The organism is Buttiauxella cochleicola (assembly GCF_021282405.1).
Taxonomy (GTDB): Bacteria; Pseudomonadota; Gammaproteobacteria; order Enterobacterales; family Enterobacteriaceae; genus Buttiauxella; species Buttiauxella massiliensis.
In genome coordinates this window covers 146,394-163,872 of the sequence record NZ_JAJSOU010000012.1, presented here as the reverse complement: position 1 = coordinate 163,872, position 17,479 = coordinate 146,394, and the positions used below count along the sequence as shown (strand labels likewise).

Annotated in this window: 7 protein-coding genes; 2 read left to right on the top strand and 5 right to left on the bottom strand. The window is 47.3% G+C overall.

What is annotated here, in order from left to right:
• The first annotated feature begins 74 nt into the window (after nt 1-74).
• The gene (locus LVQ79_RS16820) at nt 75-9,818 is read left to right on the top strand and encodes an Ig-like domain-containing protein (RefSeq protein WP_232865795.1); all 9,744 of its coding nucleotides are present in this window, start codon (nt 75-77) and stop codon (nt 9,816-9,818) included.
• Between the two features lie 59 nt (nt 9,819-9,877).
• On the top strand, nt 9,878-10,228 hold the full coding sequence (locus LVQ79_RS16815; RefSeq protein WP_232865794.1) for a tryptophan synthase subunit beta: 351 nt from the start codon (nt 9,878-9,880) through the stop codon (nt 10,226-10,228).
• Nucleotides 10,229-10,496: 268 nt separating this feature from the next.
• Here the strand turns inward: LVQ79_RS16815 and lapD are convergent, their stop codons facing one another.
• From lapD to LVQ79_RS22600, 5 genes are all read right to left on the bottom strand, one after another.
• Entirely contained in the window at nt 10,497-12,437 is a 1,941-nt protein-coding gene (gene lapD, locus LVQ79_RS16810; protein WP_232865793.1) for a cyclic di-GMP receptor LapD, read from the bottom strand.
• Nucleotides 12,438-12,447: 10 nt separating this feature from the next.
• Nucleotides 12,448-13,086, bottom strand: coding sequence for a cysteine protease LapG (gene lapG, locus LVQ79_RS16805; protein ID WP_232865800.1), 639 nt, complete (start codon nt 13,084-13,086; stop codon nt 12,448-12,450).
• A gap of 82 nt (nt 13,087-13,168) precedes the next feature.
• Complete coding sequence (locus tag LVQ79_RS16800; protein ID WP_232865792.1) at nt 13,169-14,035, bottom strand: amino acid ABC transporter substrate-binding protein; 867 nt, start codon at nt 14,033-14,035, stop codon at nt 13,169-13,171.
• A 1-nt stretch (nt 14,036) separates the two neighbouring features.
• A complete protein-coding gene (locus LVQ79_RS16795) occupies nt 14,037-14,951 on the bottom strand; it encodes a transporter substrate-binding domain-containing protein (protein ID WP_232865791.1) in 915 nt (304 codons plus the stop codon).
• Entirely contained in the window at nt 14,941-17,136 is a 2,196-nt protein-coding gene (locus tag LVQ79_RS22600) for a putative bifunctional diguanylate cyclase/phosphodiesterase (protein ID WP_232865790.1), read from the bottom strand. Before LVQ79_RS22600 ends, LVQ79_RS16795 begins: the two co-directional genes overlap by 11 nt.
• Nucleotides 17,137-17,479 lie beyond the last annotated feature (343 nt).

Here is a 17,479-nt window from a genome sequence, read left to right as displayed (position 1 = left end):
AGGCGGGGAAAGATGCCCGGGCCGGTGACAAAGTTGATGTTGCGGTTAACGGACAGACTTTCCACGGCAGGATTGTGGCGGATGCAACCGGCGAACTGCACTATAACGTGGCAGTGCCGAAGGGCACGCTGAATGAAGGCCCGAACGATGTGGCGGTGACCGTCACCAGCCACGACAGTGTGGGCAACGAAACCAGTAAGACTGCGCACCAGAACGTGACACTGGATACCCACGCAGAGACATCTATCACAATTGATGATGTCACCACTGACAACATCCTGAATCATGATGAGCTGGATAATTCAACGGTAACGGTTCACGGACACGTTGGTGGTGATGCGGCAATCGGCGATAAAGTTACCCTTAACATTGGCGGTCACAGTTTCTCCGGGAACGTCATCAAGTTGGGTGATGGTCATCTTGGTTACAGTATTGATGTTAATTCCCGGGCATTTAGCAATAACAAAGGTGAAATCGATACCGACGTTGGGGTTCACGCGACCATCATCTCCCATGATATTGCTGGTAACGAAGCGACTTCTTACAGCGATCATATTGTTCACATTGATAACCATGCTAACAACGATGTGACAATTAACACCGTGGCGGGTAATGACTGGGTGGACGGAAAGGAATACCAGAACCCGATCAGTATCACGGGTGATGTTACCGGCCCGGATGCGAAGGTTGGCGATGATGTCCTGGTGAATCTGAATGGGCACGATATCCCCGGCAAGGTAGTAGCAGGAAGCGATGGCAAGTTGCACTACGATGTGCCGGTTTCTGCCGGGAACTTCATTGAAGGCCTCAATGAAGTGACAGTAACTGTCACCAGCCATGATAAGGTGGGGAACACTGCACATGCTGTGAGCAATCATTTTGTTGCGGTTGATACGCATGCGGATGCGACGATTACGGTTGATGGTATTACCAAAGATAATGTGCTGAACCACGATGAACTGGACCATCCGAAACATGCTATTACAGGAACAGTGGGTGGCGATGCTCGCGTCGGTGATTTGGTAACGCTGGATATCAACGGGCACAAATACACCGGTCACGTCATTGATTTAGGTAACGACAAACTGGGCTACAGCATTGATGTTGATTCTGGTGCGTTCAGCAATAACAAAGGCCACATAGAGACCCACGTCAACTTTACGGCTTCGGTGACCTCTCATGACGCTGTGGGTAACGAAACCACTGAGACGACCCATCACACGGTGAATATTGATAACTTCGCCAAGAATTCAGTGGATATCGGTTTGGTGGCCGGTGATGACACGGTGAACGCTATCGAGTCCCGTATGCCAACGATGATTACAGGTAACGTGGATGGTGATGCGAAGGTTGGTGATAATGTCGTCGTCACTGTTAACGGGCTGCGCTTTAGCGGCGAGGTGGTGCCAGGGGATGATGGTAAGCTTCACTACGAAATACCGTTGCCGAATAGCGCACTCAAGGAAGGCCCAAATGATGTGCATGTGTCGGTAACCAGTCACGATGCGGCGGGTAATGAGGTGACCACCGAGACCAGTCATAACGTTACGCTGGATACCTTTGCAGAAACGACCATCAGCATTGACGATGTCACGATTGACAACGTTCTTAACCACGATGAATTAGCCAGCAAGAATCAGCTCATCACCGGAACGGTAGGCAAAGATGCGAGTATTGGTGATCGCGTTGATATCGAAGTTAACGGCACACATTTCTCTGGCAATGTTATTGACTTAGGTCATGGTCAGCTTGGTTACAGCATCCCGGTTGATCCTTCCGTATTTGCTCATAACCAGGGCGAAGTAGACACCGATGTGACTTTCCACGCTACAGTGACGTCTCATGATGCCGCTGGTAACGAAGCCAGTGACACCACTTCACACACGGTGCATATCGATAACCATGCAAATAACCATGTGACCATTAACACGACGGCTGGTGATGGCGTAGTGAATAAAGTGGAATCACAAGGCCCAACAGCCATTACGGGTGAAGTGACTGGCCCAGATGCGAGGGCAGGTGACAAAGTGGACGTCACCGTCGATGGACATACCTATACCGGCAAGGTGGTGCATGATGATGGCCATCTTACATACCACGTAGATGTACCAAAGGGTGTACTGAAAGAAGGTAATAATGGCGTTAAGGTTGAAGTCACCAGCCACGACAGTGCAGGCAATATAACGGTTGGTGTCGATTTCCAAAACGTCAAGGTGGATACCCACGCTCGAACTACGATAACGATTGATAATGTCACTGAAGATAACATCCTGAACCATGATGAGCTGAATGCTCCGAAACAGATGGTGAGCGGCTTGGTCGGCGGTGATGCGAGTATTGGTGATAAGGTTGATATTGAAATCGGCGGCCAGCATTTCTACGGCAAAGTTATCGATTTGGGTGGTGGCAAGCTGGGTTACAGCATTCCCGTTGATCCTGAAGCGTTCAATAATAATAAAGTCAAGTTTGATGGAGATGTTACCTTCCACGCCACGGTAACATCTCATGATGAGGCCGGTAACGTAGCGACAAAAACTACAACTGGCACCGTCCATATCGATAACCATGCTGATGTAAACATCACTGTTGGTACGGTATCGGGCGATAACTTTATCAACGGAGTTGAATCACACCACGAACACACCACAGTGACGGGCACCGTCAGTGGTGATGTGGGCGTGGGTGATAAAGTCATCGTGGCAGTAAATGGTCATAACTATGAGACGAGAGTTGAGCACCAGCCGCATCTTAATGGAGCGCTGGGTTATAGCGTTGACGTTAATACCGATGACTTAGTTGCCGATCCGAATATCACCGCATCAATTACTGGGCATGATGACGCACATAATACTCACACCGTGACAGTTCCTCATGGTCTGACGATCGATCTGACGGCAGAAGCAACCATCACCATCGATAAGGTGACTGGCGACAATATTATCAATGGTGCGGAGTCGGGAGAGGAGTTCACCGACGTTACCGGCACAGTCGGTGGTGATGCGAAGGTTGGTGACCTAGTGCATCTGTATGTGAACGGTAACGATTTAACGGGTCGAGTGGTCAGGACGGATGACGGTTTAGGCTTCAGCATTAAGGTCAGCACGAATGACTTAATGGCTGACCCTCACTTAACCGCGACAGTCACTGCGACTGATGAGGCCAATAACTCGATAACAGTGTCAGATTCACAAAAGGTGAAAATTGATACCCATGCTGATGCCACAATCACTGTTGATAAAGTAGCGTTCGATGACACGCTGAACGGAGATGAGCTTAAACATGGCTATACCATAGTGAGCGGTATTGTCACCGGAGAAATGAAGCCTGGTGACTCAATACATTTGAACGTGAATGGTCATAATTATGATGGGTTTGTGGAAGATCAGGGTAATGGCAAAATGGGTTACCACATTCCAGTTGGTACAGGCGATATTCAAGCTGGCGGCGAGCACAGTAATATTAGTGCCACCATTACTGTTATCGACCATGCAGGAAATACGGCAACGGCGACGACTAATCATCACGTAGGTATTGATGACCATGCTGATGCTTCCGTGACGATTAACGCGGTTTCTGGTGATGATGTGCTCAATAAGTTAGATCAAGAATCCCCAACAACAACTGTTAGCGGCACCGTAGGCGGTGATGTTAAGGATGGGGATGTCGTACATCTGATGATTAATGATAAACCCTATAATGCCACCGTTCACCTGCAAATTTACCCTGACGGTCAGCCTGCCGGTTTGGGTTATTCGATAGAAGTCGATACCAAAGACCTGTTAGCCGATCCGAATTTCACAGCCACCGTCACCGCAACGGATGATGCAGGTAACACGGCAACAACCGAAGCTCATCACAGCATCACAGAAGATCATGAGGTTAATGCAGGCATCACCATTGATAAAGTCACCAAAGATAATGTGATTAACAATGTGGAAGCCCATAACCCACATACCACTATCACTGGTACTGTCTCAGGCGATGTACATATTGGTGACCCTGTTGATCTGATGGTCAATGAGCAGCACTACTATGGCCGGGTTGAGGACTTGGGCAATAATAAAGGTTTAGGTTATAGAATTGATGTCAGTACTGATGATCTGATCTCGGAAAAAGATCCGAAAATTCATGCATCAGTAACCGGCTATGACGGTGCAGGAAATACAGTGTCAGCTGAAGCTGATCGCAATGTTCTGGTTGATACGCGTGCGGATGTCCATCTTGAACATGGTACTTCTTCGCCCCAAAAGCCCGATGGGCCTGATTTATATGACGTCAAAGGTTATGTTAGCGGTGATGATATACACGTAGATGATCTCGTACATGTCACTACGGGCAGCGGTTCGCAGGATCTCCATGTTGAAGTTATGGCTGATGGCCGATTGGGGTATCACTTCACAATGAGACCTGATGAGGTAAGAGCGGATCCCAATGTCAAAGTCGAAATAACCAAAACGGACAAACACGGTAATACCACGACGCTTCACGATAATATTCACGTCGATTTAGTACCGGAAAATAATAGTGATAATAACGGGAATGGCAACCAAGGTAATGGTAATCATAATGGCAACCAAGGCAATGGTAACCACGATGGCAATATTCCGTGGGTGCCGTTACATCCTGTTTTACACGCTAATATAACTGTTAGCCCTGTCGCCGGTGACAACTGGATAAACAAAGTTGAATCTACATCTAACAGTGCTATGACCGTAATACGGGGAACCGTTACCGGTGATGTGCATGTTGGCGATAAGGTGACGGTCGATATTGGGGGGAAACTCTATGACGGCACTGTCTTTGAACGCCCTAATCTCCCTGGCGAGTATGGTTATGCCGTAGATGTTGGAACGGATGTGCTTAAGGTACACCCTAATTTCACGGTCAGTATGTTCAATGGCACTAGTCATACCGATGGCTCTGTACAAGTTGATACCGATGTTAACGCCACAATCACCATTGATAAAATTGCGGGTGATGGGGTTATCAACATTGCTGAGGCGGCGTCGGGTACCACAAGCGTTACTGGAACGGTGTCTGGCGACAATGTGCATGTAGGTAGTAACGTCACTATTGAAGTTAATGGCCACAAGATAACGACGCAGGTGCTTGATGGGTTGAGATACAAGGCAGATGTCAGCATTGACGATCTGCGTCAGGATCCGAATATTACTGTCAGCGTGACCGGAAATGATGATCACGGGAACTCAATGACAGCAACGGCCGATACCCACGTTACCGTTGATACCCAGGTTTCAGCCAATGTCAGTATTGATGATGTCACGACAGATAACGTACTTAACGCGGATGAAAGTAAGCCGGGTGGCACTTTTGCAATCACCGGTAAGGTCTCAGGCGACGTGGATGCTGGCGATCATGTGAAAGTGATGGTCAATGATCATGAATATGATGCTGTGGTGGATGCTACCGGGAAATACAAAGTTGACGCTCTCACAGATGATCTAAAACTGGATCAGCCAAATAATATAACCGCTGAAGTGACAGGGCATGATGATGCTGGGAACACCACCTTAGGCACTGCCAACCACGGTTTTTCAGTCGATACCCAGGCGGGGGGAACTATCACCGTTAACACCGTTTCTGGTGACGATATTCTCAGCGCGAAAGATCTTGCATCAGGCACCACTACGGTGAGTGGTCGTGTCGGTGGTGATGCGCAGATTGGCGATCCCGTCACGATCATGGTCAATGGTCATCCGTACACGACAAATGTAATAGCGTTGCCCAATATGAATGGGGTGCTAGGCTATCGCGCAGATGTGAAGACGGATGACCTGAAAGTGGATCAAACCATTGATGTGTCTGTCAAAGGTCACGATAGTGTGGATAACGAGTTTGAAGCACACTCTGACAGAACGCTGAGTATTGATGACCATGCTGATGCTGGAATAAGTATCAATGATGTGTCCGGCGATAACGTGCTAAATGAAGCTGAAACCCATCACCCAACCACGGAAATCAGCGGCAAAGTAACCGGGGATGTTCATGTCGGCGACAAAGTTGTCGTCACCGTCAACGGTAACAACCTGCTGGGTGTTATTGAGAAAGATGAGACTAGTGGTGATTTGACCTTTAAAGTTAATGCCAGCACGAATGACCTGCTTAACGATCCACATATTACCTATTCGGTAACAGGCACTGATGATGTGGGTAATACCTATACCTTTACCACAGATAAAACGATTACCGTCGATCGCATAGCGGAAAACCACATTCATATCGATATGGTTGCCGGTGACGATACAGTCAATATTGATGAATACAATGCAGGCACAACGTCGATAAAAGGCACGGTTGATGACGATGCTCATGCTGGTGACACCGTTACACTGACTGTCAATGGCAAGACTTTCCACGGCAATGTAGTCGATCACAACGGTATGCTGACTTACGACATTCCGGTTGATAATGACGCGTTAAATGAAGGTGCTAACGATGTTGTGGTCAATGTCAGTGGGCAGGATGCTGCGGGTAACACAGCAACCTCGACCGATCACCGGGTTATCACGGTAGACACGCATATTGCTGCCTCCATCCATCTTAATGATGTGACAACAGACAACGTTGTTAACAACCAGGAATCCGCGAATATCCACATCACTGGCACGGTGGGTGAGGATGCGAAAGATGGCGATGAAGTTAAACTGGATGTGAATGGTCACCCCGCCACAGGCAAGGTCAGCGGTGGAGGTTATGACATTCTGGTGGATAAATCCTGGCTGAACGAAGGTGACAATAACGTCAAAGTGTCAGTGACGGCCTCAGATGAGGCGGGCAATACTGAGACTGCCACCACTGAGCATCATTTCGTGCTGGACACCCATGCCGACGCCTCAATCAATCTCGGCATAGTGGCTGGAGATAACATCGTCAACGCTCAGGAGTCGGGGGATATTCATATCACCGGCACGGTAGGCAAAGATGCGAAAGCAGGCGATGAAGTGACACTGGAAGTGAATAATCACTCCGTCACAGGCCACGTCAGTATGGTGGATGGTCACTTGGGTTACGACATTCCGATGGATAAATCCTGGCTGAACGAAGGTGACAACGACGTCAAGGTAACCGTGTCAGTCACTGATGCTGCGGGCAACAACACGACGGCGACGGATAACCATAATGTGGTGCTGGATACGCATGCCGACGCCTCAATCATCCTTGGCACAGTGGCTGGAGACAACGTTGTTAACGACCAGGAATCCGCGAATATTCATATCACCGGCACGGTAGGCAAAGATGCGACAGCAGGCGATGAAGTGACACTGGAAGTGAATAATCACTCCGTCACAGGCCACGTCAGTATGGTGGATGGTCACTGGGGTTACGACATTCCGATGGATAAATCCTGGCTGCACGAAGGTGACAACGACGTCAAGGTAACCGTGTCGGTCACTGATGCTGCGGGCAACAACACGACGGCGACGGATAACCATAATGTGGTGCTGGATACGCATGCCGATGCCACTATCACTATTGATCCTGTGACAGCGGACAACGTAATCAATGTCAAAGAGTCCGCAGATATTCACGTCACTGGTGCGGTTGCTGGCGATGCGCATGATGGCGATTTAGTTACGCTGAATGTCAATGGTCATACAATCGAGACCAAAGTGGTGCCGGTTGGCGACCATCTGGGCTACGACGTTCGCATGGATAAAACCTGGCTGAATGAAGGTGAGAACAATGTCACCGTCAATGTTCAGGTAACAGACGATGCGGGTAACCGGCTCATTCCAGCCTTTAATCAGGTTGTAACTTTGGATACCCATGCTGATGCGACTATCACCGTCAACCCGGTAACGGCTGATAACACCATCAATGCGGCGGAAGCTAAGCATATCTCTGTGACGGGCACCGTTGATGGTGATGCTAAAGTTGGTGACAGCGTGAAGCTGGAAGTAAATGGCCACTCTATCAATGCAAAAGTTGAGATGGTCGACGGGCATAAGGGTTACAGCATTCAGCTTGATAAAGCCTGGGTACACGAAGGCCATAACGATCTGAAAGTGAGCGTAAGCGTAACTGACGCGGCGGGTAACCACTTTACGACGCCACCTGTCATTCACCCTGTTTATGTTGATACCCAAATCCACGCGTCAATCGATATCAATCCGGTAGCTGCCCATAACGTGGTGAATGCTAACATGGCGGAACATGTCACGATCACTGGTAGCGTTGGCCAAGATGTGAAGCTGGGCGACCACGTATCGCTTGAAGTTAACAATCATCCGTTTACGGCTGAAGTAAAAGAGGTCAACGGGCGCCTGGGCTATGAAGCGCAAATAGACAAAGCGTGGCTGAATGAAGGTGATAACGACCTGAAGGTACGCGTGACAACGGAAGACCATGCGGGTAATACCACATCGGCTTACCACAGCCAGACTATCAATCTGGATACACACGCCAACGGCACGATTACCATTGATCCTGTGGCGGGAGACAACGTAATCAACGCTAAAGAGTCCCAGCACATGATTCATGTGACGGGTAAAGTTGATGGCGATGCGCATGATGGCGATTTAGTTACGCTGAATGTCAATGGTCATACTATCGAGACGAAAGTCGTGCCAGTTGGCGACCATCTGGGTTATGACGTGCGCATGAATAAAGCCTGGCTGCACGAAGGTGAGAACAACGTTACTGTGAATGTCCGCGTGACGGACGATGCCGGTAACCGCGTGACTCCAGCCTTCAACCAGGTGGTGGTGCTTGATACCCATGCTGAGGCTTCAATTACCGTCAATCCGGTGGCTGGGGATAACGTCATCAACGCGTCAGAAATGAAGCATATTTCCCTGACGGGGCAAGTGGGTGGTGACGCTAAAGAAGGCGATAAAGTTACATTGGACATTAACCATCACACCGTTACAACCGACGTTAAAATGATCGATGGCCACTTGGGCTATAACGTAGACATTAGCAAATCATGGGTACATGAAGGCCACAATGAGCTGAACGTTGGGGTTAAAGTAACTGATGCGGCGGGTAATACCGCAACGGCTCACTACAAAGAGTCTTTCCAGGTTGATACCCGTACTGACGCTACACTGACCGTGAACAAAATCGCAGGTGATAACCACATCAACGCCCAGGAAGCGCGTCATGACGTGACTCAAATCACCGGGCAAGTTGAAGGAGATGTGCACAGAGGTGATCACGTTACAGCGACGATTGGCGATAAGCAGTACGACGCAGTTATTCATGAACACAAAGGGCATTTGAGCTACGACATTCCAGTGAACACCGCCGACCTTCATGCCGGAAACAACAGTGTGAATGTGTCAGTCACTGCGCAAGATGCTCATGGAAATAATAATCTGATTGAGCAAAATGTAGATGTCACAGTGGATGCTCCATCCCATCACGGCAAGCATGACGTGGATATTGCTGACAAATCACTCCATGCCGCTAATGCACCTTCTCACGATCATGGATTAAGTAACTTGTTTGGCGATGACAATGACTCGTTCTCCTTTAATCTTGCCCATGATTCGAAAGGTCATCACGGCGATGAAGGTCTGAAGGTCTTTACAGGCAAAGAGAACGGCCATTTCGACAAAGTTGATCTCAGCGATTTGGCTCATGAGCTGCACGAAGGCACGGATATTGCGCAGATGATTAAGGTTGTTGAGGCACCACAACATCAAGGCAAGGGCAGCGCTGCCGATGCAGTTGCTCCAGCGCCGGCGGTTCCTGGGCATACCGGCGATGCACATCATGCCGGCTATGACTCAGCTGGTTCTGCGACCCATTCACTGGATCACTTAATCCCAAAGCCTGAGCAGTTCCACTCATAATTGAGAGTCACCGCCCTTTACCGGGCGGTGATATCACATGCACTTAAAAGGTATTGAAAATGTATTACGTTCAACGTAATGAAGAAGGCCAGTTAACACGGGTTGAAAGCGAGCCGTTTAGCGGCATGACGGGTGAGATTTTCTCACAGACTCCGGAGATTGCAGCCTGGAACAGCGCCCGTGATGTGGTTGATGGGACTTTACAGAATCGAGAGTTGCTTCAGCGAAGCGACCTGGAAATGGTCCGCGTTCTGGACGATCTGATTTTTTTGCTGATTCAAAAAGGCGTGATAACCATTACTGATTTGCCAGCAATGGCACAGGTTAAGCTGATGAATCGTGCGCAAGCGCGCCAGGGATTGGGTGGGTTAGAGGATTTATTAAACTCTGACGACCAGGGCATCTTCTAAATAGCCGTCATATTTCGAGCTGCTTCTGCGTTGACTGCGTTCACAAACCCCAGTCACTTACTTTTGTAAGCTCCTGGGGATTATGCGGCCCATCCATGGGCCTTACCCCTTTGGGGACGCTGCAAGCAGCGTTCAAATTTGTTCCAGACAAATTTGTTGCTCTCTTGCCGCCTTGATGCAACTCGAACTATTTAGGCTACGCATTAGTGAACGCGTTTAATGGTTTGTAGGGTGGATAAGCGAAGCGTCATCCACCATTTTTTACTGCTTAAAACGGAGCTGGTTCACCTAACAACTGCCCCATAGCACCGTAAATCCCCACCTCTTGCAGCACTCGCAGTTCACCTTCGGTTTCTACTCGCTCGGCAATCAATGGCAGATCAATGTTGTTTGTCGCACCGTGTAACACGTCAATAAACAAGCGCTTATCGTTTTCAATATCAATATGGCGGATGTAGCTGGAGTCGATTTTCAGATAAGCCAGGCCCCATTGTGACAGGTGGCCAATCATATCGAAGCGACTACCGAAGTGTTGCAGGCCCAGGCCACAGCCATACTGGTTCAACGATTTGATAAAGACTTCCATCTGCTCAGGTTCTGGCAACTGGTTTTCATCCAGCTCCAGAATTAAGCGGTTGGCAAGCTGCGGGCTTTGCTTCAGTGGGCTGAGGAGCTGTTTGATACTCGCTTCATTCGCCAGTGAATTTCCGGACAAGCTGAGCGCCAGATAGCCTGGGTAGCTTTTCAACTGCTTCAGGGTCAGGCTCAACATCACCTGGTCAAGACGTTGGCTCCAGCCAAAGCGGTGAATCCATGGCAGGAAGCGGCCGGCGGTAATGCTGTTGCCGTTTTCATCCACGATGCGCGACAACACTTTGTAATGAATAATTTTCTGTGTATTTTTACAATCGACAACCGGCTGGAAGAATAACTGGAACTGCTCTTTACTCAACGCATTTTCAAGGCGAGTAAACCACAGATGTTGGTCTTCCAGGGCGGCGTCAGTTTGTACCACAGGCAGGAAATTAGTCTGATGCGTGGTATGCGTTTCTGATTCCGTCAGCGCTCGGTCAGCCTGAACAATCAGCGACTGCGCTGAATCGCCGTAGCTAAATGGCACCATTCCTGTATGTGCGACAGGGTTCATGTCTGACATACCGGTGGCATAGAATGCGGCAAGCTGCTGATTGAGCGAGTTTTGCAAATTCAGCATTTCATTATGTGTGACACCCGGGCAGAGCAGGGCGAATTCACCACCACGGATACGCGCAAGAATACTGTCTGAACCGGCGTATTGGTTTCTCACCACATTCATCATATCGGCAACATGTTTGAGCAGGTTGTCAGTATGCGGGCCGCCAAAACGTTGGTTCAAGCCACCCAGATCCTGAATACGCAGTAACAGTAAATATCCTGATGCGGTTTCTTCGTCGCTTAAACGTGTTTGCATCTGCATATCGAAAGCACGGCGGTTAGCAATACCTGTCTGGCTGTCGATATAGGCTTCATTGTGCAGGCGTTCACTGTGCTCAGCTTGATCTTCAAATAGCGTTTTGAGTTTGGTGACCATCAGGTTCATGGCTTCAACTACACGGCGCAGTTCTGGGGTTTTCGGTAAGTCGATCTGAGTCAGATATTCACGACGAGTAATAGCTTGCGATTGTTTAACCATGTAATTGAGCGGGCGTAACTGGCGGCGTAATAGTGCTGCACCCGCCAGAATACACACGACGCTACAGGCCAGCATCCACAGAAGGTTCGCCAGCGTGCTTTGCCACAAACGCTTAATCGCAAACACCGGGTTGCTTATCACCTCAACACGGGCTGCTTGTTGCCAGCCGCGCATAATGGTTGCTTCTGCGGGTTGCGGAGAGACATTGACCAACGAGACAAACCAGGCTGGAACCTCAGGTACGGACAAAGAGGCGGTGCGCTCAAGAATAGTCTTGCCGCTAGCTTGATCGATAACACGGATAGCATCGTAATAACCGCTATCAAAAATCGAGCTAACCATCAGTTCGATCATCGCGGGATCGTCAACGTGCGGAGTGAGTGATAGGCCCAGTGCGGTTGCAGCATCCTGCGCATGTGAAAGCAGCTGATTATTGTACTGCTCTCGAGAACTTTCGAGATTAACAATAAAACTGCCGCTGAATATAATCAGCATAAAAAGAAAGATAGCTATAAGAAGCTGTTTGAAAAGAGACACAGGCTATTTCCTATTCATCAATTGGGAAACCCTCTTCCCGCATTTTTTTCAACACATCCTGCCAGCGAGAAAGGCGCTTACTATCCCCGACACGTTTATTATTCTGACTTCCTGGTAACCACAGACCGTTATCATTGAAGGAATACACAGGTAATAAATCCGTACGCTTGGTTGCAGGTAAAATGTTATCTGTCAAACTATCAAGTACTATCGGTATTGCATCGGGTGTTTCGTACCAGGTTAATACCATATGGGCTTTATCAAGTCGTAAGGCTTTAACGTAGGTAATACGCAGCTTTTCTCCTGAAACACCTAGCTGACGTAATGTGAAATATTTAGCGATGGCGTAGTCTTCGCAATCTGCTTCCCCTTTTCGAAGGGATTCTATCGGTGTGGCCCAGTAGTCAATTACGTGCCAGATATCAATATCTTCACGATAGTGCAGCTTCTGGTTAAAAAAGTGATTCACTGCACTTAATTGTTCAGACTCACTTTTGTTTCGCTGCTCAAGCAGCAACTGCTGCCAGTCATCAATTCGCTGCCCGGCGTCAATAGGTGCAGGGCCATAAAGTTTGTCGGTGCGTTGTTGTATGGTAGTGAAATCCCATGCAGCACGTAACGAGTTTCCCGCCAATAACAACAATAGCATGCCAGAAAATATGAAATGCGTAGCGAGTCTGGTATGCAAAAATTTCCTGACTGAGTTCAATTACACGTCCACATCGAGGCGCTTAATATTGAGTATTCTGCGTATTTTTCATGACCACTTTTTGCGCCAGCCACTTACTGGTTAGTTGAGCATTGAGTGGCGATTCGAATATTTGGCCCAGTGTTTTGTCGACAAAAGCCACAAACAGTGGGTCTTCTTTTCTCATCATAAGGGCATATTTCATTTTATCACCAACAACCTCAGACGAAACGGTGAAATCTTCAGGGTGTTCACTTTGGTTGATATACGGATAAGCCAGAATATCATCTAATATTAATGCGGCTGTACGTTTTTGCATCATCATATCGAAAGCATCTTCCACAGTATCTGAAGTCACAATCGAAAGGCTAAGATTTTTTTCGCGATTAATCCTGTTCAATTCTAATAGGTCTTTAGAGCCGCGCGGCACAGCAATGGCTCTGCCTTTTAAATCATTAAGAGATTTAATATTATTAGTGCGGAGGGAGATGATGCGCATGTTTGCAACAAAGTAATCAACCGAAAAAGAGACGCTGTTTTGGCGCTCAGGTGCAACAGTGTTAACGCTGCAATCTAAATCAATCTTACTGGAGTTTAGTGCAGAGACACGCTCGGTAAATAAAATGGGAATATAATGAATAGCAAGTTTTTTGATACCCAGACTTACTCGTAATTGATCAGCAATCATATTACACAGTTCAATGGTGTACCCCGTGACTTTGCCATCGCTATCGCGGAATGAAAACGGCTCAAGCTGGCGATAGCCTATGTTTATCGTACTGCTCGATTTAATATGATCCAGCGTAACCGATTTTTGTTCTGCGGATAGTTGCTGGGATACCATGGAAAATGGTAACAAGATCAACGCGCTGAACAGATACTTAATCTTAAGATTAAATGAATTTTTCATTTTAGTTCGCATGGGTTGATGTTGATACAATTAATGCTTTTAGCGCATCTGACATGGGAATATTGAGATTTATCGACTTAGGCGGTATGGGGGACATAAACCAGTGTTGATAAAAACGCGGAAAGTCTTTACTGATGAGAATTGAACGCATGGCATCATCGATAAAGTTTTTAAATTCCCGGTCATTTAACGGCAGGAGCAAGCCTGCAGGTATCGGCTGGCTAAACACCTCATCCGATATTTCGAACTCATCAGGATTAGGGGATTGGGTCATCATACCTTTAAGTAGCACGTAGCTTGAAATTAATGCAGGTAATTCCCCCGATTCAAGGCTCTGAAATGCTGCATTGTTATTATTTTCTAGCTCTATATTGAGATTGAGTTCGTTCACATTATTAAGTTGATGCAGTTGCTCAACATAGATTGTGCCACTTTTCACTAGCACACTGTGGCCGGCTAAATCTTCGATTGTGTCGGTGTGATTATTTTTTCGTGTGATAAAGCGTGTGCTGGAAAAGAAGAAGGGGAGGGTAAACTCTGCTTGTTGGTGGCGTAACTCTGAATAAAATGCCGGAATGCACATCATATCCGTCGCGTGGTTTTTGATTAAAACAAATTGTGAGGCAGTGCTACTTTTGACCCAGCGAACTTTCAGATCTTTTAGTTTTAATTTTACTTTAAGTGCATCAACGATTTTATTACAAATATCTATGGAGTAACCCGCTGGATGCTGGGACTCAACATACGAAAATGGGAAAGCATCATCTTGATAGCCGAGCGTGATGGTTTTTGTCTCGGCTATCCTGTCCAGGGTTGGTTTACTATGAATGTTATGCGCCCGGCACAGCGGGCTTATCAAAAGTAATAGAGCAATGGCCAGATACGAGTTTTTACAAAACCATGGCTTATTCAGCATTGCAAACCTCGCCATCAATGACTTTATTACCAAAGGTTGGCTCCAGATCTTTTTCTGGCAACGGTCGACTGTAATAGTACCCTTGTACGTTTTGGCAGGAAATACGTCGTAAAATAGTCCGCTGCTGTTCGGTTTCGACACCTTCAGCCGTCACACTCATGCCATATTTCTGGGCAAACTGAATCAGCATCACGACCAGATATTGACTGGCACTTTCTTGTTCCAGTTTCATAATCAGCGTGCGGGCGATTTTTATGCGTGTGAATGGATAAATAAGCAGGTAATCCAATGCTGCGTACCCGGTACCAAGGTCATCCATTGCAATTGAGATGCCCATCTCGCGAATGCTATTAAAGACGGGTAGTGCGATAGACTGATCCAGTTTTTCGGATTCAGTGACTTCGATTTCAAGGCGGTTTGCCGAAAGGCCACTTTGTTTCAGCGCATCAACAATAATATCCAGCAAGCCTGGGCTATGAAGTTGATAGGCCGAGATATTGACCGCAACTTTTATTGATTCCGGCCATTTGGCCGCAGCCATACACGATTGGCGAATAATCCACTCGCCCAGGCGGATAATCAGACCTGATTCTTCAGCAATATTAATGAAGTAATCAGGGTATATCAGACCTTTGGTTGGATGATTCCAACGAATAAGCGATTCATAACCACAAACAGTTTCATTTTCCAAATCGACAATCGGCTGGTAGTGCAGCACAAACTCATTGTTATCGATGCTATTAATGATTTCCTGGTTCACAAACACACTGTTGGTGTGCTTCATCATCATGCCATCTTCAAAGAAGTGGTAGCAGCCACGGCCACTGTGTTTTGAGGCATACAAGGCCAAATCGGCATTAATCATTAATGTTGTCGCGCTATTACCCTGAGAAGGGGCCGTGACAATACCGACGCTGCAACTGATCGCAAAAGAGTTGGTGCCGTAGGTAAATGGAATGCTTAATGCACGGACAATTTTTTGCGACAGCGCGGCGGCTTCCTGATTATTGTCAGACTTCACGCTTTGCAGAATTGCGAACTCATCACCGCCCAAGCGGGCAGCAAAATCCATTGGCCCTAACAGCAGTGATAGACGTTGCGCCACGCCAATAAGTACTTCATCCCCTGCCGAGTGGCCGAAGGTATCGTTTACCGGTTTAAAGTTATCAAGGTCAATAAGCAGAAGGTTGAATAGTTGCCCGTTCTGATTCACTTCGCGGATGCACTTATCAAGAGCCTGGCTAAAGGAGGCGCGGTTCGGGAAGCCAGTCAGGGAATCATGGTGAGCCATGTACTCCATTTTTTGCGACATCTCCTGCATTTTTTGCAGGTAATCTCGTTCGACCATCGCTACGCGCAGTTTTTCAATTGCTGAAGCAAGCCTCCCGATTTCGTCATCCTGGTCCAGGTATGGAGTAATCAGATCGGTCTGTTCGTGTGCAATGCGGGTCAATGAGTTTATAAGCACGGGTACCGGGCGGAACAGGCGGCGCATAAAGATGGTCACAAGCGCCAGAGTGCACAATAAAATCAATGCCAGAATGACAAAGGTCTTCTTCAGCATGGCGTCATAAGCCGCATACAATTGGCTTTTATTACCAATACTGCTGATTAAGCTGCCAAGTATTTCACCTGATGGTGCAAGAATCGGAACGGCGCTAATAAAGCACTCTTTTCCATTAATAGTGGCAAAGCCAATGTAATAGTTCACCAGAACGTCTGTGGCTCTTTGCCCTTTGAAGGTGATTTTTGATTCTGGTGATTCCGAATTATTGCTGATGCCCTGAAAGCCTTTTTCCGGCGTATAAAGGAAAAGCCATGTTGGATTGCGGGTTTGTACTGAGGCGAGCGCTAGCACATCGACTGGGTTATAACCGGTCTGGATGACAGAGTCCGGATCACCGAGTTTGTGCTCCGAGACAATTCGCGTGATTTGCCCCGTAGGGCTCGTTCCTACAGCAACATTGGTGTACACGTTACGGACAATGTAAGTCATTATCTGAGCATTCGCTTCAGCCTGGTGAACCCATTGCTGGTACGAGAAACTATCAATCAGGCCCCAACCAGCACATGCACCCGCACCAAACGCAATCAGAACTCCAGCCAATAAGAATTGGGTGACTTTCCCCGCGATAGAATGGTGCCAACCTTTTACGCTTTTAAGCGCGAAAAAATTTTTAGCCACAGATTGTTAGTATCCTAATGAACGCGAATGACTCATGAATTAAAGATTTGGTATTAACTCATTGCTATATATTGTCTGGTTGTTGCTTTTATGTGAGTTTTTTTATGAAGTGTGTCAGACGTTGCGTCAACAATAATGAACTATTGTGTAACATTATTGATGATTATATTTATAAAGGAAAAATGACGCGCCGGGACTATAGTTAACCCAACAGGTCAAGTCAATCATAAAGAATGTACATTAAACACTAATTTAAGTATTGATTGATCCTCTTTAACATTCCAGTTAAATAAACACTTTCAGCACTGCGAGATATTGTCCTTCATTCAACATAATAACCTTT